Here is a 26,668-nt window from a genome sequence, read left to right as displayed (position 1 = left end):
AGCTTATACCCGTTGAGCATCAGCCAAATTATATTGCACGATGATGCTAGACCTACTCCATCAATAAACAAAATAAAAGGAACTCAAATGGCTCATCAATTTACTGTAAACGCCACCATTCATGGCGTTTCAATTGACGAATTTAAGCGTTTAGTGGCAGATGTTGCTTTGCATGAAGCAGTCTGCAAGCGTATTCCTGGTGAAAATTTGGAAATTTTAGAATCTAAAAAGAACGGTGATATTTACACTTTACGCCGTGCTTATAATTTAGATGTGAATATTCCAGATATGGCTAAAAAATTATTAAAAGATGCATTTCGTTTAAAACGCAATGATGTGACCCATTTAACGGCGCTTACTTCTACCGTGGAGCTTGGTGCAAACTTGCCTTTAGAAGCTAAAGGCGAGCGTAGTGTGACAGGCAACCATGAAAAAATTGATATTCAATTAAACTGGACAATTAAGGTTAAAGTGCCATTGATTGGCGGCATGTTGGAAAAACATGCAGAAGGGGAAATCCGTCGTTTCAGTGAGTTGGAAATTGGTATTGTAGAAGATGAACTCAAGAAAAATTTAGCGGCTTAACCCTTCATTTCTACTAGAAAAGATTGCTCTTAAATACATGCTTGGCGCTGCCGTTTTCGGTGGCGCTTTGTTTTTTGGACGTATTGAATTGTGATTGTTGATGCTGGGGTCATTTTACAGTGATCAATTTTTGATTTTTGAAAAAGTTTAGTGCTTGGCTTTATTGCATACAGACTATCGTCTTAATTTATTATTTAAATATAGTATATTTATTATGATAATATTTTGACCAGATTTAAATTGAGTGTGAGTTCTGCCATGAAATTGATTCAGTTGTTATGTTTATCGGTTTTGCTGACCTTTGCCAGTCTATCTCCAGCAATGGCAGAGAGCAAAAAAGATCCACTTTTTGTCTTGCTTACCAGCAGTGATGCGCACCGCACCAAAATGGCAATTGGCATGAGCAATAACCAATTTGGCAAAGGTCATCCACTGACGATTTATTTGGTCGATCAAGGCGTAATGTTGGCATCTAACCGCTTTGAACATAAATATGCAGAGCATCAGAACATGCTGAAAAGTATTATCGCCAAAGGTGGTGATGTGTATATCTGCAAAATGTGTTTGGAGCAGTACGGTGTTGTTGAAGGTGACTTAATGAAAGGTCTGAAATATGCCAATCCAGATGCTATGGGTGAAGCAATTTTCCGTCCAGGCACTCAGACACTGAGCTGGTAATTCGGCTGCTTGAAATGCAAAAGCCTTGTTGAAAAACAAGGCTTTTTTTATTGAAGGAAGTTTTAACGCATGGCGTATTTTTTTAAACGATAATCCAGTGCGGCACGTGAAATTCCCAATAAGCGGGCAGCTTCAGATACATTCTGTTTGGCTTTTCGCATGGCGGTCATAATCAGTTGTTGCTCATGCTGTTCTAAGTCAAAACCTTCGGCGACTAATCTGTCTAAATCTGTGCTGTCTTGCACATCTTCAGCAGCGTGTTCATGCTTTTGTGGGAACAACGCATTCAGTTTAATCATTTGTTGATCTTCGGTGAGTAGTACTGCACGCTCCAACAAGTTTTCCAGTTCACGAATGTTGCCCGGCCAAGCATAACTTTGCATAAATGCGGTGGCTTTTTCACTTAGTCCCTGAATTTGTTTGTCGTACATTTTTTCAAAGCGTTTTAAAAAGTGCTCAACTAAAAGGGGGATATCTTCACGGCGTTCTCTGAGCGGTGGAATCTGCACAGGAAAAATGTTTAAACGGTAATATAAATCGGCACGGAAGCGTCCTGCTTTAACTGCCTGTTCTAAATCTTCGTTAGTGGCGGTAATCACACGGACATCTAAATGCCGTGTTTGTGAATCACCGACACGCTCAAACTCACCTTCTTGCAAAATCCGCAGCAAAGCGGCTTGCGCTCGTGGTGAAAGCTCAATCACTTCATCCAGAAAAATAGTGCCATTATGTGCGCGTTCAAACTTACCCAAACGCGATTGATGTGCACCTGTAAACGCGCCTTTTTCTACCCCAAATAGTTCAGATTCAATCAGTTCTGGTGGAATCGCAGCACAGTTCACCGCCACAAAAGCATGTTCTTTACGTTGGCTTAAGTCATGCACACCACGGGCAAAGGCTTCTTTACCTACGCCTGTTTCACCTTGCAGTAAAATCGAGACTTTGGCACCAGCGGCTTTTTTTAGTAGATCACACACACGTTGATAGGCGGCTGATTGCCCCACCGAGCTGAACATGCTGTAGTCATTTTTACTGGTGCTATAAATAGATTTTTTGAGTTCAAATAATTCGGATTGTAAGGCAATCAGTTCTTTTTCAATTGGTTCAGGTGACATGAACTGAATCAACTCATCGGCATTTTCCCATTCACTGAGTGGTTTACCTATAATGCGGCAGTTTGCATGTCCGCAGGTTTTACATTCCACTTCTTGATAAATAATGGTCATACCTGTGGCAAAGCTACTATAACCGCAGGCATAGCCAAGTAGCATCCAGCATGAGGGTTCGTGGCTCAGTCCAAATTGCTCAACATGCACATCGGCTTCAAAAGAGTTATGCCAGTTTAAGTCTGCATAAAACTGTTTTTTCTTTTGATTTAAAATCAATTGATTGGCAGAAACTTGCACCATGCCACGAATACCGTGCATTTGCGGCCCTGCCATAAAAGCCTGTTCTTCATTTAAACCTGGGCGCATTTTAGTAGTGACTTCTGCATCTTTCAGACCTGCCTGATAGCCCAAACGAATAAAAAAGCGTTTGGTGCGTTCCATTCCAATCATATTGGCAAGGTCTTTACGCAAATAGCCCATGATGCTGGTATGCATCAGCAACATGCGATATTCATCAAACCAGATTTGTCCACGCTCAGTGTCAAAATGTAGTTTGGAAAGCAGGTCGTGAATTTCCTGAGGATGACCTGCATATTTGCCGCTGCTGTCGTATTTTACTCGTACCATGCGCCGTGTTTAATCCATTAAATTCGAGGCTGTTTAGCCATCTTATGCAAATTCGTGAAAATTCAATAATACCTAAACAGCATCATGCCAAACCTTAAAGGTATTTAGTTGTATCTATATGTTTTTGTTGTTTTTATTCCGTCTTTGTCATAAGCGAATTGCATAAAGCCCAAGGGTAAATTTTTGTATCTGTACGGGCTGTATTTCATCAAATCATGAAATCTTAAATTTTTTAAACATCAAAATTCATCAAATCATGAAATCCAAATTCTTATAAAAACACTCAGATTTTTTAAGTTGCTGTTTTTCAATGTTTTTATAAAGTTGGCACGCTTGTTGTAATAGTAAAAGTAAGCAACAGATGCATGAAGCAACTGAAGCAAGTTCTGAATGAATCAGATCTTGTAGGAGAACAATATGAAGGATGCAACAGGCGCATTGCCCTTAACCAAATATATTCGGGTAACGGGCGATATTAATGCCGCATTTGTCGAGTTCGACTTTGCCATTCACGATCCCACTTTATATGTGGAGTTGGTGTTACCGCAGCAAGCATTCCGCGAGTTCTGCGCAACCAATCAAGTGGTGGAAATGAGCGAACAACAGCAAGCCGTGAATGATGCTGAAGAAGACAAATGGCGTTACGGCATTGAACACGACACTTTAGTCGGTGCACAGCGATACAACATTGATCATGAAGATCAACACTGAATGCTTAAGGAGATAAGCGATGACTTTAGAAATTAAAACAGCGGGTATTGAGCCAATTCGTCAAAACTATGCCTATATTGAGCGCCGTTTTGGCAACAAGCCAGCCACCCGTTATCAGGAAGTCAGTTTTGATATTCAGGCGGAAACCAACTTTCACTATCGTCCGCTGTGGAAACCTGAAAAAACCTTAAATGATAAAACCCATACTGCAATTGAAATGCAGGATTGGTACGCATTTAAAGACCCGCGTCAGTTTTATTACGGAACTTATGTGCAGCATCGTGCGCGTTTGCAGGACATTGCCGAAAGTAACTTTAGCTTTTTTGAAAAGCGTCAGTTGGCAGAGCATATTTCTGAAGATGTCAAAGCCAAAGTGATTGCCTTGTTTTTGCCGTTTCGTCATATCGAACAGACTGCCAATTTACACATGATGTCGGGCAGTGCTTATGGTTATGGCACGGTGCTGACCCAAGCCTGTATTTATGCTGCGATGGATCGTTTAGGGATGGCGCAGTACATCTCACGGGTTGGTTTGGCACTCGATGGCAACACGGGCGAATCTTTAATTCCAGCCAAACAAGCATGGATGCAGGATGAAGCATGGCAAGGACTGCGCAAGTTGTGTGAAACCAGTTTGATCGAGCAGGACTATTTCAAACTGTTTTTATTACAAAACTTGGTGATTGACAGCTTTATGAGCGAATTGGTTTACACCCAATTTGATCAATGGTTGGCACAGCATCAAGCACGTGACTTGGCGATGCTGATGGAATTTATGCAGGAAGCCATGGCAGATTTACGCAAATGGTCAGACAGCGTATTTAAAACCGCAGCTGCAGAATCTGCACATAACAAACAATTGTTGAGCCAGTGGTTAGCCGAATATTTACCTGAAGTGAAAGCGGCATTTTCAGCGTGGGCAGCTGAGGCGTTGTCTGCAGATGCAGTCGACATTGCAGAACAAAAACTGCTGGAACGCAGTAAAAAAATTGGCATCGAACTCGAACAAATTTTGCAGGCTTAAGGAGAAGCAGCATGTCTAAGGTTTATCTCGCATTACAGGACAATGACACGTCGCGCTACATCATTGAAGCGATTGAAGAAGACAACCCAGATGCCACGATTCAATATCTGCCAGCCATGATTCGGGTAGAAAGCGAAACAGGTCTGATTGTTAAAGCAGAAACGGTATCTGAAAAACTTGGACAAGATTGGGATATTCAGTCTTTACAACTCAACATGATTACGTTGGGCGGCAACGTCGAAGAAGATGATGACAGTTTCCGTTTGCACTGGAACTAGGAATAAGGATGTGCACTGAGCCAATTTGAGTACAGTGCCGCCAGAACATATTGCTGCATAGATTGCCGCTAAAAAATTTAAGGATGATGAGCATGAATTCACAAGTTAAAACCCCAGCAAAAAAACTGAATGCCAAAGACCGTTATCGCGCACTTACTCGTGACTTGGATTGGGACTTTTCTTATGCAGACCGCAAAGAAGCCTTTCCATACGAAGAATTTGAAGGCATTAAAATTACAGACTGGTCTAAATGGGAAGATCCATTCCGTTTAACCATGGATGCTTACTGGAAGTATCAGGCAGAAAAAGAGAAAAAACTTTACGCCATTTTTGATGCTTTTGCACAAAACAACGGTCAAATGAACGTGACCAATGAGCGTTATTTGAATGCCATCAAACTGTTTTTAACTGCGGTAACTCCGCTTGAATATCAGGCATTCCAAGGTTATGCACATGTAGGGCGTCAGTTCAGTGGTGTAGGCGCACGTATCGCATCACAAATGCAGTCGATTGATGAATTACGTCACGTGCAGACGCAAATTCATGCCATGAGCCATTACAACAAATTCTTTGATGGTTTTCAGGATTGGTCGCACATGCATGACCGCGTTTGGTACTTGTCTGTACCAAAATCTTTCTTTGAAGATGCGCGTTCAGCAGGGCCGTTTGAGTTCTTGTTAGCCATTAGCTTTGCCTTTGAATATGTATTGACCAACTTGTTGTTCGTACCGTTCATGTCAGGTGCAGCACACAATGGCGATATGGCAACGGTCACCTTTGGTTTTAGTGCACAGTCCGATGAAGCACGTCACATGACTTTAGGTCTAGAAATCGTGAAATTCTTGTTAGAACAACACGAAGATAACGTGCCAATCGTACAGGAATGGATTGATAAGTGGTTCTGGCGTGGGACTCGTCTGTTATCTATAGTTGGCATGATGATGGACTACATGCTGCCAAACAAAGTGATGTCGTGGAAAGAAGCGTGGGAAACCTACTTTGAAGAAGCGGGCGGTGCGTTATTTAAAGACTTGAGCCGTTACGGTATTCGTATGCCGAAATATTCAGAAGTAATTACCAAAGAAAAAGAACACGTGTCGCATCAAGCGTGGTGGATTTTCTATAACTTCGGTCATGCAGCAGGTTTCCATACTTGGATTCCAACCGATCAGGAAATGGATTGGTTATCTGAAAAATATCCAGACACCTTTGACAAATACTACCGTCCAAAGTGGGAGTTAGCACGCAAGATGGAAGCAGAAGGCAAGCGTTTCTACAGCGCAGGCTTACCGCAATTGTGCCAAATTTGCCAAGTGCCAATGACTTTCACCGAAATGGATGGCGATCCGACCATGTTTACGTATCGTGAGTCTGTTTATAAAGGCGAGCGTTACCACACCTGTTCAGATGGTTGTCACGATATTTTTGAACGTGAACCTGAAAAATATGTGCAGGCATGGTTGCCAGTGAACCAAATTCTACAAGGCAACTGTGGTGGCTTAGATTTGGAAAACATGCTGCGCGAATATTATCGCTTCAATGTCGGTGCAGATAACTTGGATATTGAAGGTTCACCAGACCAGCAACGCTGGAAAAAATGGAAAGGTGATGCGGCTTAACGCTCATTCACTATCTAAAGTAAATATCTAAAATTTAAGTTATTTCAAGATTCAAATTTAAAAGGATTTCGGTTTGAGTCATTTGCGGCTCAAACCACCCCAATACGGAGAATGACCATGTCAGTACGCGCTATTCGCCCAGATTACGACTTTGAACCACGCGACCTACAAAAACACTATGGCGACAACATTTTGGTGTATGTGGGTTGGGATCATCACACTTTATATTGTTCTGCACACGCCATGTTGGTTTCGCCGCAGCAAACCTTTCAGGAATTTTTGGATCAGCAAATGCAGGCGGGTTTCCATCAACATCCTGACTTTGAAAACATTAAATGGGATGAAGTGCAATTTACTTTAAACAAACAGGTAATTCAGCCACGCCCTGAACAGACCTTGGCAGAAATTGGCTTCGATCAAAAATCACTACTGCGTTTTGTGACCCCAGGACTGAATGGGTACAAGGGCGCACACGTTTAAAACAGTAAGATCACAACAAAATAAAGACAGCAAAGCACAGTCAGTAAGTACAAGACAGGAGGTCGCAGATGAGCTATCAAGTCACAATTGAGCCAATTGGCGCAACCATTGAGGTTGAAGAAGATCAAACCATTTTAGATGCCGCGTTACGTCAAGGCGTGTGGTTGCCATTTGCTTGTGGGCATGGCACTTGCGGCACTTGTAAAGTCCAAGTCACCGATGGTTATTATGATGTCGGCGAAGCGTCACCTTTCGCGCTGATGGATTTGGAACGTGAAGAACACAAAGTGTTGGCGTGCTGCTGTAAGCCTGAATCAGACATGACCATTGAAGCCGATGTTGATGAAGACCCAGATTTCTTGGGATATTTGGTTCAGGATTATCAGGCCAAAGTCCTTGAGGTGAAGGACTTATCTCCAACCATTAAAGGTGTGCGCTTGCAGTTAGACCGCCCGATGGAGTTTCAGGCAGGGCAATACATTAACGTGCAATTCCCGGGTATTGAAGGCACTCGTGCCTTCTCAATTGCCAATGCACCAAGCGAACTAGGCATTATTGAATTGCATATTCGTCATGTTGTGGGCGGCAGTGCTACGACCTATGTGCATGAGCAGCTTGCGGCAGGCGACGCACTGGAAATTTCAGGGCCATACGGACAATTCTTTGTACGTAAATCGGATGATCAGGATGCGATTTTTATTGCAGGTGGTTCAGGTTTATCTAGCCCGCAATCTATGATTTTAGACTTACTAGAGTCGGGTGATACCCGCACCATTTACCTATTCCAAGGTGCGCGTGATGTTGCGGAATTATATAACCGAGAACTGTTTGAGCAGTTAGTCAAAGACTATCCAAACTTCCGCTACATTCCTGCATTAAATGCACCTAAAGCAGAAGACCATTGGACAGGATTTACAGGCTATGTGCATGAAGCGGTTGCCGATTATTTTGAGCAGCGTTGCGGTGGACACAAAGCCTATTTATGCGGCCCACCAGTCATGATTGATGCAGCAATTTCGACCTTAATGCAAAGCCGTTTGTTTGAACGTGATATTCACACTGAACGCTTCTTGAGTGCTGCCGATGGTGCAAGTGGTCAGTCACGTTCAGCATTGTTTAAACATATTTAACACATATTTAAAAGTGGATAGGTGCTGCAATATTGTACTGAGCCTATCGAATTGCAATAGATAAAAAGTTTCCAAGGAAGTCGGTCAGTGTTGAGGCATTTAGCTCAGCACTGACACCATCATCAACACAGTAAGGCAGTGTCAAAAGCCAAAATAGCAATGCGACAACCAGCAAAGCCAAAATAGCCAAGGAGAGTTACATGGACCGTCAACAAATTGATACTTTAGTGAAGGAAATGAACGTAGACACCGCTACACGCCCTGTCGATCAGCGTGTGCAGCAAATAGTGGTGCGTTTAGTGGCAGATTTATTTCAAGCCATTGAAGATTTAGACATTCAGCCTTCAGAAGTGTGGAAAGGTCTGGAATATATTACCGATGCAGGCAAAGCCAATGAACTTGGTTTACTTGCAGCAGGTTTGGGTTTAGAACATTATCTAGATTTACGTGCCGATGAAGCCGATGCCAAAGCAGGCGTAACAGGCGGTACACCACGTACCATTGAAGGGCCACTTTATGTTGCAGGTGCGCCTGAATCAGTCGGTTTTGCGCGTATGGATGATGGTTCAGAATCAGACCATTTAGATACGTTAATTATTGAAGGTACAGTCACTGACACCAATGGCAATATCATTGAAAATGCCAAAGTCGAAGTTTGGCATGCCAACGGTTTAGGTAACTATTCATTCTTTGATAAATCTCAGTCTGACTTTAACTTACGCCGTACTATTTTCAGTGATGCCAATGGTAAATATGTGGCGCAAACGACCATGCCAGTCGGTTATGGCTGCCCACCAGACGGCACGACTCAAGCTTTATTAAACAAACTAGGTCGTCATGGCAACCGTCCATCTCACGTGCATTACTTCATTTCTGCACCAGGTTACCGCAAACTCACTACGCAATTTAACATTGAAGGTGATCAATACCTGTGGGATGACTTCGCATTTGCGACCCGTGAAGGTCTGGTTGCAACAGCGGTAGATGTGACCGATGCTGCAGAAATTCAGCGCCGTGGTTTAGACAAACCATTTAAGCACATCACCTTTAACTTTGAATTAGTCAAAGACACTGCAAATGCACCATCGACTGAAGTTGAACGTCGTCGTGCAAGTGCTTAATCCCACACCTTAAAACACAAAGTTTTAACACGTTCGCCAATACAGCATCAGCAAGTTCTTTGTTGATGCTGCCCTTAAAAGTCGGCTGTTCGCGCATGAATGATTCAGGCGCAGCAGACAGACTTCATCAAAATTTCTATTGAATAGGATGTTCTATGAATAACAAAATTTGGGCACTCATGCTTTTGGGTGTCATGGCGACACACGTCAATGCAACAGAAAACGGTTTAGATACATTTGGATTAGGCGCAGAAGGCATTGCAGCAGGGGCTTTACCACCAGCTGGGGTATACTTACTCAACTACTATCAGAACTATCATGCCAGTGAGTTTAAAGACGGCCCAGACAATTTCCATGCCGATGTGAATGTCTATATTCCACGTTTGGTATGGATGACCCCCCAACACATTGCAGGCGGTCAGTTGGGTTTATATGCTGCACAGCCTTTGGTCGATTTGCGTTTAAATGTGATGGGCATGTCAGACTCTAACAGTGGTTTGGGCGATTTGATTATTGGCAGCATGTTGGGTTGGCATAAAGGCAATCATCACAGTGTAGCTGCTTTAGAAGGTGTGCTCGCAACAGGCGATTATGAAGATGCCAATCCACAACGTCCTGTAGTTGCCAACTTAGGTAAGAACTACAACACCATTCGTCCTATCTTTGCGTATTCTTATTTGCAGCCGCAAGGTTGGGAGTTTTCCACCAAAATGTCTTATAGCTTCAACAGTGAAAATGACGACACAAATTATCAGTCGGGGGATTATTTCGCTGGAGATTATGCAATCGGTTATCAATTGAATGATCAAGTCAAATTGGCACTCGAAGGTTATGTATTTAAACAAACCACAGATGATGAAGTGAATGGTGTCAGTATTGGCAATAAAGGACAGGCTCTATCTTTTGGTCCCGCGATTCAATACAAACGTGATAATTGGTCTTTGGAAGCAAAGTTTTTGAAAGAAACTGAAGTGGAACATCGTCCTGAAGGACACTCTTCGACTTTGAAATTGGTTTGGGCTTTTTAAAGCCCGAACCTGATTCTGCAGTGTTGCACATCAAGCTATCTTACAAAACAAAGTCAAGTTGAAAGACTTGGCTTTTTTGCAGCATCATTTTTCAAGATGGCTTGCTTCTAATTACGTGCTTCCATAAGTTGAGTTTGGTGGACTGAATTTTTAATCTCTCACGTGTTGCACTTATGCGCTAAGATTAGGCATAGCAACAGGGTGCGTATTGCGAGCAGGAGAGCCATTTTGAATCAAATAATGGATGCCGATGTAATTATTATTGGTGGCGGACAAGCAGCATTGGCCACGGCTTACTTTTTAAAACGGCAAAAAATCAATTTTCTGATCTTGGATAATCAAACGCAGTCGGGCGGTGCGTGGCAACATGCGTGGGATTCTTTACAGCTGTTCTCTCCAAATACATGGAGTTCTTTGTCCGGCTGGTTAATGCCAAAAACCGAACAGGAATATCCGAAACGATTAGAAGTGATTGACTATTTAACAGCGTATGAAACACGCTATCAATTTCCTGTGCTGCGTCCTGTGCAGGTCGAAAAAGTCCTGAAGGAAGGCAATGATTTAATTGTGTGTTCGGCACAGCAAAGCTGGCGAGCCAAAGCCGCTGTGAGTGCTACTGGAACGTGGAGTCAGCCTTTTATTCCTGCTTATACAGGACGCGAACGCTTTTTAGGCACACAAATTCATTCGGCTCATTACCGCAATGCCAATGCTTTTCAGGGCAAAAGAGTCATGATTGTCGGCGGGGGTAACTCAGGCGCACAAATTTTGGCAGAAGTGTCTAAAGTGGCCGAAACTTTTTGGGTTACACAGCAACCGCCAAGTTTTTTAGCCGATGATGTAGATGGACGGGTTTTATTTTTACGTGCCACGGAGCGCTTAAAAGCCCAGCAGGAAGGTCGCAGTATTGAACAACCGATCGGTGGTTTGGGCGATATTGTGATGATTCCAAGTGTCAAAGAAGCACGGCAACGTGATGTATTACATGGTCTGCCGCCATTTGACTATTTAACCGAACATAGTGCAGTTTGGGCAGATGGGCGCGAACAGGAAATTGATGCCATTATTTGGTGCACAGGTTTTAAGGCAGCATTGTCGCATTTACAAAGTTTGAATGTGGTTAATGCACAAGGCACAGTCGATGTGTTAGAAAATCGAGCGTTACAACAGCAAAATTTATGGTTGGTTGGTTATGGCGATTGGACAGGCGCAGCCTCGGCAACTTTAATTGGTGTTTCCCGAACCGCACGGAATGTGGCAGAGCAAATTGCTGCGTATTTGCAGACAACAGCGTAAAGTCATTAACGTGACAAAAACTGTGTTTAAAAAATGAATCATGCAATTTCAGCCATAAAAAAGCCCTCTGTAGAAGAGGGCAAGAGGGTAACTCAAAAAATTAAAGATGCTCAATCATAATAAGGTGACAGTCAGGACTTACTGTTTTGGTAAATCAAACCAAATGAACTGGCTGTCTTCTTTTGCTTCAATCACAGCATTATCAGCAAATAACAAAGCATCGCCCGCTTTAACTGTTTGCTCGCCAATGGTGATTTCACCACGAATTACATGCACATAGTTTACCGCTTGTGTTGCTGTAACTTCTAAACGATGTCCAGTTTCTAAAACAGCTGCTTTTACTTCTGCCTGTTGACGAATGTGCATTGGGGCATTGTAATTCGGGCCGACAATTAAATGCCACTGGTTGGGTGCTGTATTTGGGTCACGTTGAATTTGCTGATACGTCGGCTCTGCATCGCGTACATTCGGCTGAATCCAAATTTGCAGCATGTGTACTTCTTCATCACCATTGTTAATTTCGCTGTGCTGAACGCCTGTACCTGCGCTCATTAACTGCCATTCACCTGCAGTAATATGGCGTTCATTGCCCATGCTGTCGCGGTGGGAAATCGTACCACTTAATACACAAGTCAAAATTTCCATGTTGTCGTGTGGGTGAGTACCAAAACCATTATGTGCGGCAATACGGTCATCGTTAATGACACGTAAGGCACTAACACCCATATATTTCGGGTTATACCAATTACCAAAAGAGAAACTATGTTTGGTGTCTAACCACCCCATTTTCACATGACCACGATCTTCACTACGGTGTAAATAAGCATTCATGATAATGCTCCTATCATTTTTTTAACTTGAACTAATCTTAATCTTTTCACCGCAGCCGACCTAGAGGCGAACTGCAACATGCCGTTCTAAAATTGCAACATGTGTAGATTTTTTGCAGAACCTAGACATTTTAGAGTTTTATCGCGGCATTAAAAAACCCACGTAAAAACGTGGGTCTTTTGCGGTTTAAAGCGATCACTGATTATTCAAGGAATTTTACAGTCACGCCAGAACGTACTTTACGACCTAAATCGTTTGCATCCCAGTTGGTTAAACGGATACAACCATGCGACGCCGTTTTTGAAATGGTCGATGGGTTTGGTGTGCCGTGAATACCGAATGATTTTTTACTTAAACCAATCCAGATATTCCCCACAGGGCCGTTAGGGCCTGGTGGTAAAGACAGCGGTTTTAAGTTTTTGCCCTGAATAAAGTTACTTGGTGAATAGCTGTACCATGGGTTTGGTGCAACACCTGTCACTTTATAAGTACCTGTTGGCGATGGAGTATCTGCACTGCCAATGGTTGCTGGGAATGAGCCGACCATTTGGTTTTGTTTGTTGAACAAATACAGTTGTTTTGCACCTTTGTGCGCCACAATCAGGTGAATGTCTTCAGGTAAGTCATTGCGAACGTTGGTCACCAATAACTTTTCACCCACTTTATTAAATGTTGCATTCGGATTTAATTTCTTTAAGAAATTTTCATCCATGTGGAATTTTTCACCTAACATTTCACTTACGCGGGTGTAGTACAAGCCTTTCATTTTGGCTTGTTCTGCATAGTCATGCGGAATAGATTTCGCATAAGGACCTTTTAAGTCCGCTTCAGTAACCGTGTATTCTACAAATGCAGGACGTGAACCTTGACGTGCAACCAACGCATCCCAAGTTTCTTTGGTTAAAATACCCGTTGGGCTAATGCCATTCATTTGCTGGAATGATGCAATTGCTTTTAGGGTGTTCTTACCACTAGTGCCATCAATTGCACCTGGAGAAGCATGTGAATTGTTCAGCATCACGTGTGCACGTGCATACACAGGGAACTGACCTTTACCAATATTTTCATACCAAGTAGCATTATTTAAGCCATCTAAAGTCCATGAAGCTTTTGGTGCTGCTGTGTTGGATGTAGCAGTTTGGCTTGCAGAGCTTTTTGTTGGTGCAGTGCCTACATCGGCAGTGGTATCTTCAGTTTTGTGTAGATCATCTAAGGTTTTTGAAGCCTTATTTAAATCATTTTGTTCTTGTTGCGTAATAGCAGTGTCTGTTGCATTTAGATTATTTTGTGCAGCCGATGCTTCTGTCGCTAAAGGATCAATCGGATCTTCAATAGCGGTATTGCTAATCACTTGTGGATTTAACGGTTGTTCAGCAGTAGATGCAGCAAAAGTAGTCCCTGCAAAAATGCAACTTAAACTCATTGCGAGTATTGTGCGAACCAACATGTAATTCAACCTTGAGAATTATTCATTTACATAGATAAAAACTAGCCAAGTATTGCAGAAAAACTAAGGAGATGCAGTAGTTGTTTTGTGTAAATATGCAAGATAACCCCAATTTTACAGTGACTTTTGTTTGTGTGATGTATTTCACATAAACGTAAGCTGAATTTGAACACTTAGAATAGGCTGAAAAGACGAGCAAGAAATGAAGTTATTAAAACTTCAACCTTTTTGATATGATGGCTGCAAGATTGAAAATGAGTTGGGAAAGTAAATGACGACCTTAAAAAATGATCGTTTTCTTCGTGCCTTATTACGTGAGCCAGTAGATTGCACGCCCGTATGGATGATGCGTCAGGCAGGACGTTATTTACCAGAATATCGTGCTACACGTGCGCAGGCAGGAGATTTTCTTTCTCTATGCAAAAATACTGAATTTGCCTGTGAAGTGACTTTACAGCCTTTGCGTCGTTATGAATTAGATGCTGCGATTTTATTTTCAGATATTTTAACTGTACCCGATGCATTAGGCTTAGGTCTGTATTTTGAAGTAGGCGAAGGGCCAAAGTTTCATAAAACGGTGCGTACCGAGCAAGACGTTGCCAATTTACCTAAATTTAATGCCAAGTCAGACTTAGACTATGTCATGAATGCAGTATCGACCATTCGTTCTGCTTTGGGCGGACAAGTGCCTTTAATTGGTTTTTCAGGTAGTCCATGGACTTTGGCAACGTATATGGTTGAAGGTGGTTCAAGCAAAGATTTCCGTTTCACCAAAAACATGATGTACGCACAGCCTGAAGTTTTACATGCACTATTAGACCGTTTGGCCGATGCAGTGACCGAATACTTAAATGCACAAATTGATGCAGGCGCACAGGCAGTACAAATTTTTGATAGTTGGGGCGGTGCATTGGCCCATCGTGAATATCTTGAATTTTCACTCCACTATATGCAGAAAATTGTGTCAGGTCTGCAACGTGAAAAAGATGGACGTAAAATCCCTGTTATTTTATTTACCAAAGGTGGCGGTCAATGGCTGGAGCCAATGATTGCAACAGGTGCAGATGCTTTTGGTCTGGACTGGACAACACCGTTAAATGTCGCACGTCAAACGGTGAGTGGTCGTGCCGCATTGCAGGGTAACTTAGACCCAGCCACTTTGTACGGTTCACCTGAAGCAATTGCCAAAGCAACACGTGCGATGCTGGATGATGCCTATGCCAATGGTGAAAAAACAGGTTATGTAGCCAACTTAGGGCATGGTATTACCCAGTGGGTAGACCCTGAACGTCCTAAAGTATTTATCGACACGGTACATGAATACAGTGCCAAATATCTATAATCGCACAATGATATAGATGGATCATTTGTAGATGTATAAGTGTAATCTCAGCTTCGGTCAGGTTGTCAGATCATGTGGATAACATGGTTAAAGTCAGGACTTGAGTTTTCGACTAAGGCAGCTTCGGCTGCCTTATTTGGAATTTTATTGCTGATTGCATTTGCACTCACTGCATCAATGGGCAGTCAGGAATATTTCGGATTTTTCCGTTACGACTATTTATTGTTTTATGCCTTAATTATTCAAGTTTGTCTTTTATATTTAAAACAAGAATCTTGGGCAGAAGCCAAAGTCATCGCCTTGTTTCACATTTTGGCGATGATCATGGAAATTTTTTTAACCCATCCACAAATTGCATCGTGGCAATATCCTCAACCTGCTGTCTTTAAAATTATGACCGTACCGCTTTTTGCAGGCTTTATGTATTCTGCAGTTGGCAGTTTCTTTGCGCGTTCTTTGCGTTTGTATCGGGTATCTTTGCTGAATTTGCCGACTTTTAGCAATATGTTGGCTTTGGCAGTGTTGTCTTATATCAACTTCATGAGCAAGTTTTTTATCCCCGATATTCGTTATGGCTTGTTTGCGTGGAGCGTTGTGATTTTCTGGAAAACCAAAATTCGTTTTCAATTACAACGGTCTCAATTACAACTGCCAATGTTGCCTGTATTGATGCTTTTGGCTTTTATTATTTGGGTCGCAGAAAACATTAGCACCTTTTATCAAATATGGTTGTATCCAAGTCAGGTCGATGCGTGGCACATGGTCGGCTGGGGCAAACTCGGTTCTTGGTATTTATTGCTGTTACTGAGTCTGGTTCTGGTCATGAAAATTTTGGGTTATCGCGATGCAGAAGGGCAGTGGGCACTGAAAACTGAGGATCAACAGCAGCAGTAAATCTAAATGCTATCTTCAACACTAAAATCTATTTTCAAATTTAAGACCAATCTTTAAGCTAAAAACCAATCGACGCTACAAAAATGCACAAAAATAATGCCTGATTTTGTGATAAATGTTTTGCCTTCTGAGTGACATCTCGCTATCTTAAAATAGTGTAATAAAAATTACACATAGCAATAAAGAATAACGATTCGAAGCATAATTTTTCGAATAATAAATCTCTGGAGTAAGGCGATGATTAAAAAATTAGCATTGGCTGCTGTCTTGGCAGTGGGTTCTACAGCAGCATTTGCAGACCGTGATGCAGGTTGTGGTATCGGTTCTCAAGTTTGGGCAGGTCAGTCTGGCAAAGTTGCAAAAATTTTAGCAGCAACTACAAACGGTATTTTTGCAAACCAATTGTTTGGTATCACATTTGGTACTTTAGGTTGTAGCGGTACAGGTACAGTAACTGCACAAGTTGTGACATTTACCAATGAAAATGCTGAAACATTGGCACGCGATATGGCAGTTGGTGAAGGCGAAAGCTTGAACGTATTGGCTGAATTATTAAGCATTAAAGCAGAAGATAAAGCACATTTCTTTGCGGTTTCTAAGCAAAACTTTGCATCTATTTATTCTGCAGAAAACCAGACTTCTTTAGAAGTATTGGCATCTTTACAGAGCGTGATGGCGAATGATGACGTTTTAAAAGCATACGTTTAAGTTTGAATAAAGCCCTGCATCATTCGCAGGGCTTTTTTATAGCACAAGAATACGTTTAGACCCTATATAAAATTTATAAAATGTCCATGAAATCAATTGTTTTAAGTAGTTTAGTTTTTTTATCTCCTACGGTTTTTGCGTTATCTCCTGAAATATCTCCAATACAGATTCAGCCACTTACAGCCACTTCTACAGTACAAAATACAAATAAATTAGCGATGTTTTCCGCACATTATGTGCAAAAAGCCAAAGACCTACACTTGGCAGAACAGGTGACTTGGCAGCGTTTAATGTATGCGCAGCAAGGCAAAAGTGAAGTGCAATATGCAGGCTATTTTGTGTCGGAACAAGGCGGAAGCAATTTAAACCAAGAGTTACTTCGCAATGTGCAGGCATTATTTGAAACAGCGCCTGCCAATCAATCTGTGCAGTGCAAATTTCCTGCACGTAGCCGCTGGTTAATTGAACAATTACAAATTCCTCAACAAGATTTGGCACAGGTGCAATGTCCTGAATTGGACGAATGGATTGGACAAATTAAACCTTATAAAGCAGTGCTGATTTATGCCACAGACTTTATGGGCAATCCAAGTTCTATGTTTGGGCATACTTTATTGCGCTTAGACCCAAAAGATCAAAAACAACTGAATTTAATTTCCTATGCTGTCAATTATGCAGCAACGGTAACGGGCAGCGAAGATTGGTCTTATGCATGGAAAGGACTTACAGGGCAATATCCGGGTGAATATTCACTGATGCCGTATTACCGCAAAGTAAAAGAATATGGCGATTTAGAAAGCCGAGATTTGTGGGAATATGAACTGGCACTGAATGAGCAGGAAACCACATTTTTAGTGCAGCACATTTGGGAAATGAAGCATGTGCAATTTCCGTATTATTTTATCAGTGACAATTGTGCCTATCGCTTATTGGGCTTAATGGATTTGGTGCGTCCTGAGCTAAATTTACAGCAGCAGTTTAAAGTCGCATCTATTCCAATTGAAACACTAAAAGCTGTAGAGCAGGAAAATTTAGTGGCAGATGTTGTCTATCGTCCTGCTTTGGAAACTCAGTTATTGGCGCAAGCTAGACAACATGGCACAGCGTTGGCAAAAACTGCCCATCAAGTGGCCGAAGCAGAACCTGAAAATGTGGCGGCAGTTTTGCAAAATCACAGCCAAATCGATCAAGCTAAAATTCTGGAAATGGCTTATGACGATTTGTATCTGAAACTGATTGGACGCAAAATTGAAGCCAAAATTGCACAACCGCGATTGAGACAAATTTTAAGTTTAAGAAGTCAGATCAATTTAGAAAAACAACGTCAGGATGTCGCACGCCCTCAGGTCGATCCTGTGCAGGGGCATCATGCACGAAGCTTTGCTGTGCGTACTGGCGAGGTGCAAGGCGAGCATTTTGTAGAGTTGAGTCATCGACAGGCTTACCATGATTTACTTGATCCGCAAGGTGGTTTTCGTACAGGGACGCAACTCAACTTTTTAGAAGCTTCTGTGCAATATCGTGAAGACCGCTTAAAACTGAATCAGTTAGATTTACTCTCGGTGAACTCTTATAACCCAATGACCGCATTTAAAACACCACTTAGTTGGGGCTTTAATTTGGGTTGGCAGCAAGAAGCCCTGAATTCGCACGGGGCTTTTAGCGAAACGGAACAGCATGGTGTTTTAAGTTTAAAAACACAGTTTGGTTATAGCGTGGCTAATCAAGCGCGTGAACATTTGTGTTATGTGCAAATTCAAAATCATGTGCAAGCGGGTAAGGCTTTAGACAAAGGCTGGCGTGTTGGAATTGGCCCAACACTGGGTTGTCAAAATATCTGGTCAGCACGCATGAATAGTTTGGTTCAGCTTGAATTACCGTATTGGGAAGATCGTCACCAATGGCAATTTAAGCTGAACAGCCAGTTGCAATATGTACTCAACCCGCAGCATGTGTTGCGATTGGGTTGGGAATATCAACAACAGGACAAACAGGACTGGAACAAGACCAGTTTAGGCTATGTGCATTTTTTTTAAAGAGCTGTTGAATTTATACTGAATTGTAAAAAACCAGCTAAACAAGTTGAGTTGCTGGTGAAACCCGTTAAAATTTAGCAGTTTCTTTTGGCTGGGTTGTTGTGGATGTATCAAGAGTGTACGCATGAGCTTGCAGAGCAATGGAAGTCAATTTGCGAGCAATTTAAGCCAGAAGATTTGCAAGCGACATTCCAGTTTATTCAAGCACATGCAGAAGATTTTGTGATCGAGTTCTATCAGCAAATGTTGCTTGAAGAACATGCGACAGAATTTTTGTCTGCAGAGATGGTGAAGAATCGCTTAAAAAACTCTTTATATCAGTGGCTAATTTCCAGTTTTGAAGTTCCGTTTCAACACAATTATAACGAGATTGTAGAAAAGCAATTTAAAGTGGGCGATGTGCATGCACGTGTACAAATTCCATCTTGGCTGATTATTCGTGGTGTGCGCGTTATTATAAAAAAGGCTTTTGAGTTTTTTGCAACAGAAGCCAATAGCAACTTAAATCAGTTTAATTATTTAAGCCAAATTTTATGCTTTGCCACAGAAATTATGTGCCGATCTTATGAAATGAAGGTCGAAGTACATAATGATATGAAACATACCTATCGCTTATTTTCTGCCATGCAAGATGTTGCCGTGCACAAAGATCGACAACGCGGAACTTTGCTGGATTGGGAAAATGAACTGATGTTTCAGGTGGTGTCCGATCACACCAAAATGACGCAACCGATTTTATCTAAAACAGAATTTGGTTTATGGTTTATTCATAAAGCGGCTTATGCATTTTCAAGTTCGGAACAAGTACAAACTATTACTGAATTTATTTATCAGGTGGATGAATTAATTCAGAAAATTGGTCAATGTGAAAGTCAGGCACAGGCAATTGAAATGATTCAATCCATTCGTGCCAAGAATCGTGAAATTTTGCATTTAGTCGATCAAATTTTTCAGGTGTCTGAATATATCAGTTCAGGCAATGATGCCTTAACTCAACTGCTCAACCGCCGTTATTTAAATACCATTGTATCCCGCGAAATTAATTTTTCACGAAAAAATAATTCGCCTTTAACATTGTTGGCGATAGATGCCGATCATTTTAAATCAATTAATGACCGCTATGGACATGCAGCAGGGGATGATGCATTACAGTTTTTAGCTGATGTGATTTTGCAATATGCAAAAGGCAGTGACTATGCTTTCCGTATTGGTGGCGAAGAATTTTTACTGTTACAGATTGATACCACCATTGATCGTGCCTTAGTGGTTGCAGAAAATATTCGTAAACGTGTCGAAAAAGCCACTTTAAAAACATCAACAGGTGAAGAATTTAACTTTACTATTAGTATTGGTGTGCATGAATATGATGGACATCCAGACTATCAACGTTTTTTTGAAGAAGTGGATAAAGCCTTGTATATGGCAAAAAATAATGGACGCAACAATGTGTCTGTAGGCTAAAGATGAAGATGTATCAAGCTGATTTTTTAATCTAAAACCAAAAAAATCCCGAACATAAATTTCGGGATTTTTTATTTGATTGTGGAACTTAGCCACAATTTAAAAACTTTCAGGCACCGCACTTAAAAATTCACGGCGGGCTTCTTTATCGGTTTTAAAATCGCCCACAAAAGAAACAGTTCGAGTGGTCGATTCCTGCTTACCTACACCACGCATCATCATACACATATGAGCTGAATCAATTACTACTGCCACACCACGTGCTTGGGTCACTTCAGCCACAGCTTCCGCAATTTGTTGAGTCAGGTTTTCCTGAATTTGCAAACGACGCGCAAACATTTCGGTAATACGGGCAAATTTAGACAAGCCTAAAACATTGCCTTCAGGTAAGTAAGCAATATGCACACGACCATAAAATGGCAATAAATGATGTTCACACAGTGAGTAGAACTCAATATTTTTCACCAAGACCATTTCACGGTTGTCGGATGGAAATACGGCATTATTGGTCACTTCGGCTAAGGTTTGGCTATAGCCCGAAGTTAAATACGAAAAAGCTTTAGCAGCACGCATCGGCGTATCTTTTAGACCTGGACGATTAAGATCTTCACCAACGGCGGTTAGGATGTTTGCGTAGGATTGCTGCATAGACATAAGACGTGTTCACTTACACTGATATTGAACAAGGTCGGCATTGTAACAGAAAACTATTGCAATGCCTTGTTTAAAAGATGAAACCGATTACTGTTTAAACTTTGGGTTCTTTTCGCTGCGTTTGAGCAACACTAAAACTGCACCAGTGCCACCTTGTTTTTCAGGCGCACTCACAAAAGCCAAAACATCACGATGCTGACGCAGCCAACCATTTACATAAGTTTTTAAAATGGCTTCAGGGCCTTTGCCATGCACAATTTTAATCACGTTCTGGTTTTCATCTTTAGCCATTTGAATAATTTGCAAAACGGCAATCCGTGCTTCTTCTACGGTACAACCGTGCAGATCCACAGCTTCAAACCAGCGCAAGTTGCCTGCTTTTAAATCTTCAAACACTTTATGCTGCAAGGTTGCAATGCGATAGCTCAACGAAGCTTGGCTACCCACTGGATTGAGCATGGCTTGCGTATCGGACAGCAAGGTGTCATCGGTTTCCATAGGCCCTATGGCTGCTGCACGTTTGGCCAGCGTTTGAGCATCTGGTTTTTTCTTGGCAGTGTGTTCGATTTTTACAATATTGCCTGCATCCATTTTTTGAACGCCTTGCATTTGCTGACGAAACAATGCGAGATCATCTTCCTGTTGTTGCTCAGGCGTCTGAACTTTGGGTTCAGACGGCTTGGCAATGCTTGAAGTATGAGGCTGAGTGATTTGCTTTTTAAAAGATTTCAGTAAATTGTACTGTTCTTTAGAAAGCGAAGAATCATGTTTACTCATGGTATTTCAAATTGGATTATAGATTTTCAGGCTGACCAAACAGTGCCGTAAAGACATGGTCAGGACGTGCTTGTTTCATAAAACTTTCACCGACCAAGAAACTGTGAATATCATGGTCTTGCATCATACGGACGTCTTCTGGTGTGGCGATACCACTTTCCGTGACCAATAAACGTGCAGGTGGCAACAAGTTTTTTAAACGCAATGAGGTATTTAAATCGACTTCAAAGGTTTTTAAATTTCGGTTATTGACCCCTAAAATACAACGCTCTGAAAGATTTAAAGCACGTTCCAATTCAGTTTCATCATGCACTTCAACCAACACATCTAAATGATGTTCAAAAGCCGTTTCCGACATTTCTTCCAACTGTTGGTCAGATAAGCAAGATACAATCAATAACACACAGTCTGCATGTAAGGCACGTGCTTCCACCACACCATACGGATCAATCAAGAAATCTTTACGCAGAGCAGGCAAGTTACAGTGTGAACGGGCAATCTGAATATTTTCATCTGCACCCTGAAAGAAATCGACATCAGTCAGCACAGATAAACAGGCTGCGCCTGCGGCTTCATATTGCTGTGCAATTTCGGCAGGGTCAAAGTTTTCACGAATAATGCCTTTAGATGGTGATGCTTTTTTAATTTCCGCAATCACCGCTGGGCGTTTGTTATGCAAGGCTTGTGCAAAGCCACGTGCAGGTGTTGCTGCACGTGCCAATTGTTCTAGGTCTGCATAACTGCGTTGTTTTAAACGCTCGGCAAACTCTTCTTTTTTACGTTCTACAATTTTACCTAAAATGGTATTGCTAATATCCACCATGATGCACCTTCCTGATTTGCTTTATGCTTCGTACTGTTTGAGCGTTTTGGTAAATTCAGACAACACGCCCATTTTTTCCAAAGCTTGTCCACCATAAATAATGTCATGTGCCAAAGCGACACCTTGTTTGTAGCTTGTAGTTAGACCCGAAACATAGATACCCGCACCCGCATTGAGTGCAATCATATTGGCCGCTTTTTCGCCTTTGTCTGATTTGTTTTTGCCTAAAGCATCTTTAATCAAACTCAAGCTTTCAGCAGAGTTTTCTACAATCAGTCCTGTTAAAGTTTGAGATTCAATTCCCACGCTTTCAGGGGTAAGTTCCCATTCGGTAATTTCACCATCTTTGAGTTCTGCAACATAAGTGCTCGAAGCAAGGCTAATTTCATCTAAACCATCTTTAGAATGCACCACCATGACATGCTCAGCACCGAGCTGTTTCATCACTTCTGCAATCGGGCGGCATAATTCATTGCTAAACACCCCAATGACAAAACGCTTTACACCCGCAGGGTTAGTCAATGGCCCAAGCAAGTTGAAAATACTGCGAATACCCAACTCTTTACGCGGGGTAACCGCATATTTCATGGCTTTGTGATGATTCGGTGCAAACAAGAAACCTACGCCCATTTCACGAATACAGCGTTCAGTTTGTTGCATGTTTAAGTCAAGATTAATGCCTGCTTGCTCAAGTAAGTCAGATGAGCCTGATTTGGTTGAAACCCCACGGTTACCGTGTTTGGCAATGGTTGCACCTGCAGCTGCAATGACAAAGGAAGAGGCGGTAGATACGTTAAATAGGTTTTGACCATCGCCACCTGTGCCGACAATATCCACGAGGTAAGGAATATCGCTGACATCAATTTTGATGGCAAATTCACGCATTACACGTGCAGCAGCAGTAATTTCATCAATGCTTTCGCCTTTTAAGCGTAAGCCCATCATCAATGCACCAATTTGAGCGTCTGTTGCTTCGCCCGACATAATCGCGCGCATCACATCTTCCATTTGAGGCTGAGTCAGGTGAATTTGTTTTGTAATATGGTTGAGTGCTTGTTGAATATTCATGTGATTTGACTCGCTCATTATGCGTAAATTTCCAAAAAGTTTTTAAAGATTTGATGACCGTGTTGGCTCAGGATCGATTCGGGGTGAAATTGCACGCCTTCAACAGGCAAAGTTTTGTGCTTCACGCCCATAATTTCTTCCATCGAACCATCTGCTTCTTTGGTCCAGCATGTCACTTCCAGACAATCTGGCAAGGTTGCTTGATCAATCACCAAAGAGTGGTAACGGGTTGCAGAAAATGGTGAAGGCAGATTGCTAAAAATACCTGTGTTGCTGTGGTACATATCCGATAAACGACCATGCATCACGGTTTTAGCGCGCACAATGTTTCCACCAAAGGCTTGTCCGATACTTTGGTGTCCTAAACACACGCCCAGTAACGGAATTTTGCCTGCGAAATGCTGAATGGCAGGAATAGAAATCCCTGCTTCAGATGGAGAACAAGGGCCTGGGCCAATCACCAAATACTTGGGTTGCCATCGCTCAATATCTTCTAATGTCACGGCATCATTACGAACGACTTTTACTTCCTGATTTAACTCGCCAAAATACTGGACGATGTTGTAGGTAAAAGAGTCATAATTATCGATCATTAAAAGCATGAGCTAACCTATTGAAAATTGAACACTTTAAGTGCTAAAGAGTCTGAGATAATTTGCTTTATTCCTGCGCCTATAATGAGAAAGGACTTTATTTTTCTTGTCGAAAAGAAGGTGGAATAAGGAAGCGCTTATCATCATAGCAAAAAATAAGCATTTTCTGCGGACTATTTATATGATAATCCCTGTTAAAGCTTATCAGCGCATTCACCAATTTATAGATTTTCAAAGCTTATTACACATTGTTCAGGTTTGATCTGAAAGAAATGAACACATGATCAAACAGGGTCATTCAGCAGTCATATTTTAGCTTCACACTTATAGATAACGTAAAAAATGCGCTAAAAAGTAGCATCATGGCGCATGTTATTAGCGGTTCACGTCAGGTAGTTTGATTGCAAAACATCGATAGAAAATACAAATGTGTAGTAAAGGTATTTTCAATCAGCTTGCTCGAAAAGAATACAGATTTAGGATTTTTAAACGATCTTATTATTTTTGCTCAATAAAAAATAAAGTGTTGTTTAAGATTGGTCGGATAATTTGCATTGCTCAATACAACCATGGCACAGCAAAATGCTTGCATAGATACTGTTTGAGCTATTTTTTGATCTACAATTCAACAGAAATAAAACATAAATGCACTAAAATGGTGCTATGTTTTGCAGTTTTAAATCAAATCAAATGAACAGTGTTTGAATATGGTGCAAATCGTATTTCTGACAGTATAATAGAGACAAAGTAATTTTTTTAAATGATGTATTCTCATACGGAATTCATGGTTTTAGCTTTGCTTTTAAAAGTTGGTACGCTAATTGCTTAATAACTGCCAACTACTAACACGCACTTTCGGGTGCAACAAAAAACATCGGAGCAAAATGAGCATGGCGAACAAGGTCCTTCAACTCATCCAAGAAAGTGGTGCAAAATGGGTCGATTTCCGCTTTACAGATACTAAGGGTAAAGAGCAGCACGTAACTTATCCTGCAGACAGTATCGATGAAGATACCTTTGAAGACGGTAAAATGTTTGATGGTTCTTCAATTGAAGGCTGGAAAGGAATCGAAGCATCAGACATGATCTTACGCCCAGATGCCAACACAGGTTTTATTGACCCGTTCTTTGCAGAACCAACAGTGGTTGTAACGTGTGATGTTATCGAACCATCGACAGGTCAAGGCTATGACCGCGATCCACGCTCTATTGCTCGCCGTGCTGAAGAATATTTAAAATCGACAGGTATTGGTGATACTGCTTTCTTTGGCCCAGAACCAGAATTCTTTGTATTTGACGAAGTAAAATGGGACATCGATATGTCTGGCGCGCGCCACACATTAATCGCTGAAGAAGCTGCATGGTCTACAGGTAAAGACTACGAAGCTGGTAACTCAGGTCACCGTCCACGTGTGAAAGGCGGTTATTTCCCAGTACCACCAGTAGATTCTTCTCAAGATATGCGTGCAGATATGTGTGCAAAAATTGAAGAAATCATGGGGCCTGGTCGTGTAGAAGTACATCACCACGAAGTTGCATCTTGCCAGTTAGAAATTGGTGTGAGCTTCAATACCATGGTGCGTAAAGCTGACGAAGTGCAACAGTTCAAATATGCAGTTTGGAACGTTGCGCATCAATATGCAAAAACTGCAACCTTTATGCCTAAACCAATGGTAGGCGATAACGGTTCAGGTATGCACGTACACATGTCTATCTCTAAAGATGGCAAAAACTTATTTGCAGGTGATGAATACGCAGGTTTGTCAGAAATGGCGTTGTACTTCATTGGCGGTATTATCAAACATGCCCGCTCTTTGAACGCGTTGACTAACCCATCGACCAACTCATATAAGCGTTTAGTACCGCACTTTGAAGCACCAATTATGTTGGCTTACTCAGCGCGTAACCGTTCTGCATCTATTCGTATTCCTTACGTGTCTAGCCCGAAAGGCAAACGTATTGAAGCACGTTTCCCTGATCCAATGATGAACCCGTACTTAGGTTTTGCGGCATTGTTGATGGCGGGTCTTGACGGTATTCAAAACAAGATTCACCCAGGTGAAGCTGCAGATAAAAACTTGTATGACCTTCCGCCTGAAGAAGAAGCGAAAATCCCAACTGTGGCACACAACCTAGAAATGGCGCTTGATGCTTTGAAAGAAGATCACGACTATTTATTAAAAGGTGGTGTATTCACCAAAGACATGCTTGATGCTTATATCGAATTGAAAACTGAAGATGTACGTCGTTTGAACACGACGACTCACCCAGTTGAATTTGATATGTACTACAGCTTGTAAGACATCGAAAATCTCAAATTTGAAAAACCCGCTTCGGCGGGTTTTTTG

Annotated in this window: 25 protein-coding genes; 17 read left to right on the top strand and 8 right to left on the bottom strand. The window is 41.7% G+C overall.

What is annotated here, in order from left to right; all coding sequences use genetic code 11:
- Nucleotides 1-87 precede the first annotated feature (87 nt).
- Both E0H79_RS10780 and E0H79_RS10775 read left to right on the top strand, forming a co-directional pair.
- Nucleotides 88-585: a DUF2505 family protein gene (locus E0H79_RS10780; RefSeq protein ID WP_004971978.1), complete on the top strand. Its 498-nt coding sequence runs from the start codon at nt 88-90 to the stop codon at nt 583-585.
- A gap of 258 nt (nt 586-843) precedes the next feature.
- Nucleotides 844-1,263, top strand: a complete 420-nt coding sequence (locus E0H79_RS10775; RefSeq protein ID WP_131261605.1) for a DsrE family protein — start codon at nt 844-846, stop codon at nt 1,261-1,263.
- Between the two features lie 62 nt (nt 1,264-1,325).
- On the opposite strand, the gene mobR is transcribed toward E0H79_RS10775, so the two are convergent.
- Complete coding sequence (mobR, locus tag E0H79_RS10770; protein WP_131261604.1) at nt 1,326-2,999, bottom strand: phenol degradation transcriptional regulator MobR; 1,674 nt, start codon at nt 2,997-2,999, stop codon at nt 1,326-1,328.
- Between the two features lie 417 nt (nt 3,000-3,416).
- Between mobR and E0H79_RS10765 the strand changes: the two genes are divergently transcribed.
- From E0H79_RS10765 to E0H79_RS10725, 9 genes are all read left to right on the top strand, one after another.
- Nucleotides 3,417-3,710 (top strand): phenol hydroxylase subunit, encoded by a 294-nt coding sequence (locus E0H79_RS10765; RefSeq protein WP_004971972.1) that lies wholly within the window; start codon nt 3,417-3,419, stop codon nt 3,708-3,710.
- A gap of 19 nt (nt 3,711-3,729) precedes the next feature.
- Nucleotides 3,730-4,734 (top strand): aromatic/alkene monooxygenase hydroxylase subunit beta, encoded by a 1,005-nt coding sequence (locus E0H79_RS10760; protein ID WP_131261603.1) that lies wholly within the window; start codon nt 3,730-3,732, stop codon nt 4,732-4,734.
- Nucleotides 4,735-4,745: 11 nt separating this feature from the next.
- Nucleotides 4,746-5,012, top strand: coding sequence for an MmoB/DmpM family protein (locus tag E0H79_RS10755; protein ID WP_004971969.1), 267 nt, complete (start codon nt 4,746-4,748; stop codon nt 5,010-5,012).
- 92 nt (nt 5,013-5,104) lie between these two features.
- A complete protein-coding gene (locus E0H79_RS10750) occupies nt 5,105-6,631 on the top strand; it encodes an aromatic/alkene/methane monooxygenase hydroxylase/oxygenase subunit alpha (protein WP_004971966.1) in 1,527 nt (508 codons plus the stop codon).
- 117 nt (nt 6,632-6,748) lie between these two features.
- Complete coding sequence (locus tag E0H79_RS10745) at nt 6,749-7,111, top strand: phenol hydroxylase subunit P4 (RefSeq protein ID WP_104853300.1); 363 nt, start codon at nt 6,749-6,751, stop codon at nt 7,109-7,111.
- Between the two features lie 68 nt (nt 7,112-7,179).
- Entirely contained in the window at nt 7,180-8,241 is a 1,062-nt protein-coding gene (locus tag E0H79_RS10740) for an NADH:ubiquinone reductase (Na(+)-transporting) subunit F (protein ID WP_131261602.1), read from the top strand.
- Nucleotides 8,242-8,441: 200 nt separating this feature from the next.
- A complete protein-coding gene (catA, locus tag E0H79_RS10735; protein WP_004971957.1) occupies nt 8,442-9,362 on the top strand; it encodes a catechol 1,2-dioxygenase in 921 nt (306 codons plus the stop codon).
- A gap of 155 nt (nt 9,363-9,517) precedes the next feature.
- On the top strand, nt 9,518-10,390 hold the full coding sequence (locus tag E0H79_RS10730) for a SphA family protein (protein ID WP_004971953.1): 873 nt from the start codon (nt 9,518-9,520) through the stop codon (nt 10,388-10,390).
- Nucleotides 10,391-10,630: 240 nt separating this feature from the next.
- The gene (locus tag E0H79_RS10725; RefSeq protein WP_373424807.1) at nt 10,631-11,686 is read left to right on the top strand and encodes an ArsO family NAD(P)H-dependent flavin-containing monooxygenase; all 1,056 of its coding nucleotides are present in this window, start codon (nt 10,631-10,633) and stop codon (nt 11,684-11,686) included.
- A 138-nt stretch (nt 11,687-11,824) separates the two neighbouring features.
- On the opposite strand, the gene E0H79_RS10720 is transcribed toward E0H79_RS10725, so the two are convergent.
- Both E0H79_RS10720 and E0H79_RS10715 read right to left on the bottom strand, forming a co-directional pair.
- Nucleotides 11,825-12,517, bottom strand: a complete 693-nt coding sequence (locus E0H79_RS10720; protein ID WP_131261601.1) for a pirin family protein — start codon at nt 12,515-12,517, stop codon at nt 11,825-11,827.
- A gap of 202 nt (nt 12,518-12,719) precedes the next feature.
- Entirely contained in the window at nt 12,720-13,964 is a 1,245-nt protein-coding gene (locus E0H79_RS10715) for a L,D-transpeptidase family protein (RefSeq protein ID WP_004971948.1), read from the bottom strand.
- 271 nt (nt 13,965-14,235) lie between these two features.
- Here E0H79_RS10715 and hemE point away from each other — a divergent pair, with 271 nt between their 5' ends.
- From hemE to E0H79_RS10690, 5 genes are all read left to right on the top strand, one after another.
- Nucleotides 14,236-15,306, top strand: coding sequence for a uroporphyrinogen decarboxylase (gene hemE / locus E0H79_RS10710; RefSeq protein WP_004971944.1), 1,071 nt, complete (start codon nt 14,236-14,238; stop codon nt 15,304-15,306).
- A 72-nt stretch (nt 15,307-15,378) separates the two neighbouring features.
- A complete protein-coding gene (locus E0H79_RS10705; RefSeq protein ID WP_131261600.1) occupies nt 15,379-16,200 on the top strand; it encodes a DUF817 family protein in 822 nt (273 codons plus the stop codon).
- 237 nt (nt 16,201-16,437) lie between these two features.
- Nucleotides 16,438-16,908, top strand: a complete 471-nt coding sequence (locus tag E0H79_RS10700) for a DUF3015 family protein (RefSeq protein ID WP_104853198.1) — start codon at nt 16,438-16,440, stop codon at nt 16,906-16,908.
- Between the two features lie 86 nt (nt 16,909-16,994).
- Nucleotides 16,995-18,944, top strand: a complete 1,950-nt coding sequence (locus tag E0H79_RS10695) for a DUF4105 domain-containing protein (protein WP_213072764.1) — start codon at nt 16,995-16,997, stop codon at nt 18,942-18,944.
- 105 nt (nt 18,945-19,049) lie between these two features.
- Complete coding sequence (locus E0H79_RS10690) at nt 19,050-20,405, top strand: diguanylate cyclase (RefSeq protein WP_096900955.1); 1,356 nt, start codon at nt 19,050-19,052, stop codon at nt 20,403-20,405.
- A gap of 99 nt (nt 20,406-20,504) precedes the next feature.
- Here the strand turns inward: E0H79_RS10690 and folE are convergent, their stop codons facing one another.
- The 5 genes from folE to E0H79_RS10665 all read right to left on the bottom strand — a co-directional run bounded on the left by folE (nt 20,505) and on the right by E0H79_RS10665 (nt 24,329).
- Nucleotides 20,505-21,053, bottom strand: a complete 549-nt coding sequence (folE, locus tag E0H79_RS10685) for a GTP cyclohydrolase I FolE (RefSeq protein WP_171458226.1) — start codon at nt 21,051-21,053, stop codon at nt 20,505-20,507.
- A gap of 93 nt (nt 21,054-21,146) precedes the next feature.
- The gene (locus E0H79_RS10680) at nt 21,147-21,836 is read right to left on the bottom strand and encodes a Smr/MutS family protein (RefSeq protein ID WP_131261598.1); all 690 of its coding nucleotides are present in this window, start codon (nt 21,834-21,836) and stop codon (nt 21,147-21,149) included.
- A gap of 16 nt (nt 21,837-21,852) precedes the next feature.
- Nucleotides 21,853-22,659 (bottom strand): indole-3-glycerol phosphate synthase TrpC, encoded by an 807-nt coding sequence (trpC, locus tag E0H79_RS10675; protein WP_131261597.1) that lies wholly within the window; start codon nt 22,657-22,659, stop codon nt 21,853-21,855.
- A 21-nt stretch (nt 22,660-22,680) separates the two neighbouring features.
- On the bottom strand, nt 22,681-23,727 hold the full coding sequence (trpD, locus tag E0H79_RS10670) for an anthranilate phosphoribosyltransferase (protein WP_004971918.1): 1,047 nt from the start codon (nt 23,725-23,727) through the stop codon (nt 22,681-22,683).
- A gap of 17 nt (nt 23,728-23,744) precedes the next feature.
- The gene (locus tag E0H79_RS10665; RefSeq protein WP_004971915.1) at nt 23,745-24,329 is read right to left on the bottom strand and encodes an anthranilate synthase component II; all 585 of its coding nucleotides are present in this window, start codon (nt 24,327-24,329) and stop codon (nt 23,745-23,747) included.
- Between the two features lie 875 nt (nt 24,330-25,204).
- Between E0H79_RS10665 and glnA the strand changes: the two genes are divergently transcribed.
- Nucleotides 25,205-26,620, top strand: a complete 1,416-nt coding sequence (gene glnA, locus E0H79_RS10660) for a type I glutamate--ammonia ligase (RefSeq protein WP_171287402.1) — start codon at nt 25,205-25,207, stop codon at nt 26,618-26,620.
- Nucleotides 26,621-26,668 lie beyond the last annotated feature (48 nt).

The sequence above is a fragment of the Acinetobacter sp. ANC 5045 genome (assembly GCF_004331005.1).
Lineage (GTDB): Bacteria > Pseudomonadota > Gammaproteobacteria > Pseudomonadales > Moraxellaceae > Acinetobacter > Acinetobacter towneri.
Note: the sequence above shows the minus strand (reverse complement) of the source record. Positions and strands in the feature narration are given on the sequence as shown.

Coding starts and splice junctions, on each gene's coding strand:
- E0H79_RS10775 (WP_131261605.1), top strand. CDS start 844: ATGAAATTGATTCAGTTGTTATGTTTATCGGTTTTGCTGACCTTTGCC.
- E0H79_RS10765 (WP_004971972.1), top strand. CDS start 3,417: ATGAAGGATGCAACAGGCGCATTGCCCTTAACCAAATATATTCGGGTA.
- E0H79_RS10715 (WP_004971948.1), bottom strand. CDS start 13,964: ATGTTGGTTCGCACAATACTCGCAATGAGTTTAAGTTGCATTTTTGCA.
- E0H79_RS10705 (WP_131261600.1), top strand. CDS start 15,379: ATGTGGATAACATGGTTAAAGTCAGGACTTGAGTTTTCGACTAAGGCA.
- E0H79_RS10750 (WP_004971966.1), top strand. CDS start 5,105: ATGAATTCACAAGTTAAAACCCCAGCAAAAAAACTGAATGCCAAAGAC.
- trpD (WP_004971918.1), bottom strand. CDS start 23,727: ATGAATATTCAACAAGCACTCAACCATATTACAAAACAAATTCACCTG.
- E0H79_RS10730 (WP_004971953.1), top strand. CDS start 9,518: ATGAATAACAAAATTTGGGCACTCATGCTTTTGGGTGTCATGGCGACA.
- catA (WP_004971957.1), top strand. CDS start 8,442: ATGGACCGTCAACAAATTGATACTTTAGTGAAGGAAATGAACGTAGAC.
- E0H79_RS10720 (WP_131261601.1), bottom strand. CDS start 12,517: ATGAATGCTTATTTACACCGTAGTGAAGATCGTGGTCATGTGAAAATG.
- folE (WP_171458226.1), bottom strand. CDS start 21,053: ATGCAGCAATCCTACGCAAACATCCTAACCGCCGTTGGTGAAGATCTT.
- E0H79_RS10760 (WP_131261603.1), top strand. CDS start 3,730: ATGACTTTAGAAATTAAAACAGCGGGTATTGAGCCAATTCGTCAAAAC.
- E0H79_RS10695 (WP_213072764.1), top strand. CDS start 16,995: ATGAAATCAATTGTTTTAAGTAGTTTAGTTTTTTTATCTCCTACGGTT.
- trpC (WP_131261597.1), bottom strand. CDS start 22,659: ATGGTGGATATTAGCAATACCATTTTAGGTAAAATTGTAGAACGTAAA.
- E0H79_RS10780 (WP_004971978.1), top strand. CDS start 88: ATGGCTCATCAATTTACTGTAAACGCCACCATTCATGGCGTTTCAATT.
- E0H79_RS10725 (WP_373424807.1), top strand. CDS start 10,631: ATGGATGCCGATGTAATTATTATTGGTGGCGGACAAGCAGCATTGGCC.
- E0H79_RS10740 (WP_131261602.1), top strand. CDS start 7,180: ATGAGCTATCAAGTCACAATTGAGCCAATTGGCGCAACCATTGAGGTT.
- mobR (WP_131261604.1), bottom strand. CDS start 2,999: ATGGTACGAGTAAAATACGACAGCAGCGGCAAATATGCAGGTCATCCT.
- E0H79_RS10680 (WP_131261598.1), bottom strand. CDS start 21,836: ATGAGTAAACATGATTCTTCGCTTTCTAAAGAACAGTACAATTTACTG.
- E0H79_RS10665 (WP_004971915.1), bottom strand. CDS start 24,329: ATGCTTTTAATGATCGATAATTATGACTCTTTTACCTACAACATCGTC.
- hemE (WP_004971944.1), top strand. CDS start 14,236: ATGACGACCTTAAAAAATGATCGTTTTCTTCGTGCCTTATTACGTGAG.
- E0H79_RS10690 (WP_096900955.1), top strand. CDS start 19,050: ATGTATCAAGAGTGTACGCATGAGCTTGCAGAGCAATGGAAGTCAATT.
- E0H79_RS10700 (WP_104853198.1), top strand. CDS start 16,438: ATGATTAAAAAATTAGCATTGGCTGCTGTCTTGGCAGTGGGTTCTACA.
- glnA (WP_171287402.1), top strand. CDS start 25,205: ATGAGCATGGCGAACAAGGTCCTTCAACTCATCCAAGAAAGTGGTGCA.
- E0H79_RS10755 (WP_004971969.1), top strand. CDS start 4,746: ATGTCTAAGGTTTATCTCGCATTACAGGACAATGACACGTCGCGCTAC.
- E0H79_RS10745 (WP_104853300.1), top strand. CDS start 6,749: ATGTCAGTACGCGCTATTCGCCCAGATTACGACTTTGAACCACGCGAC.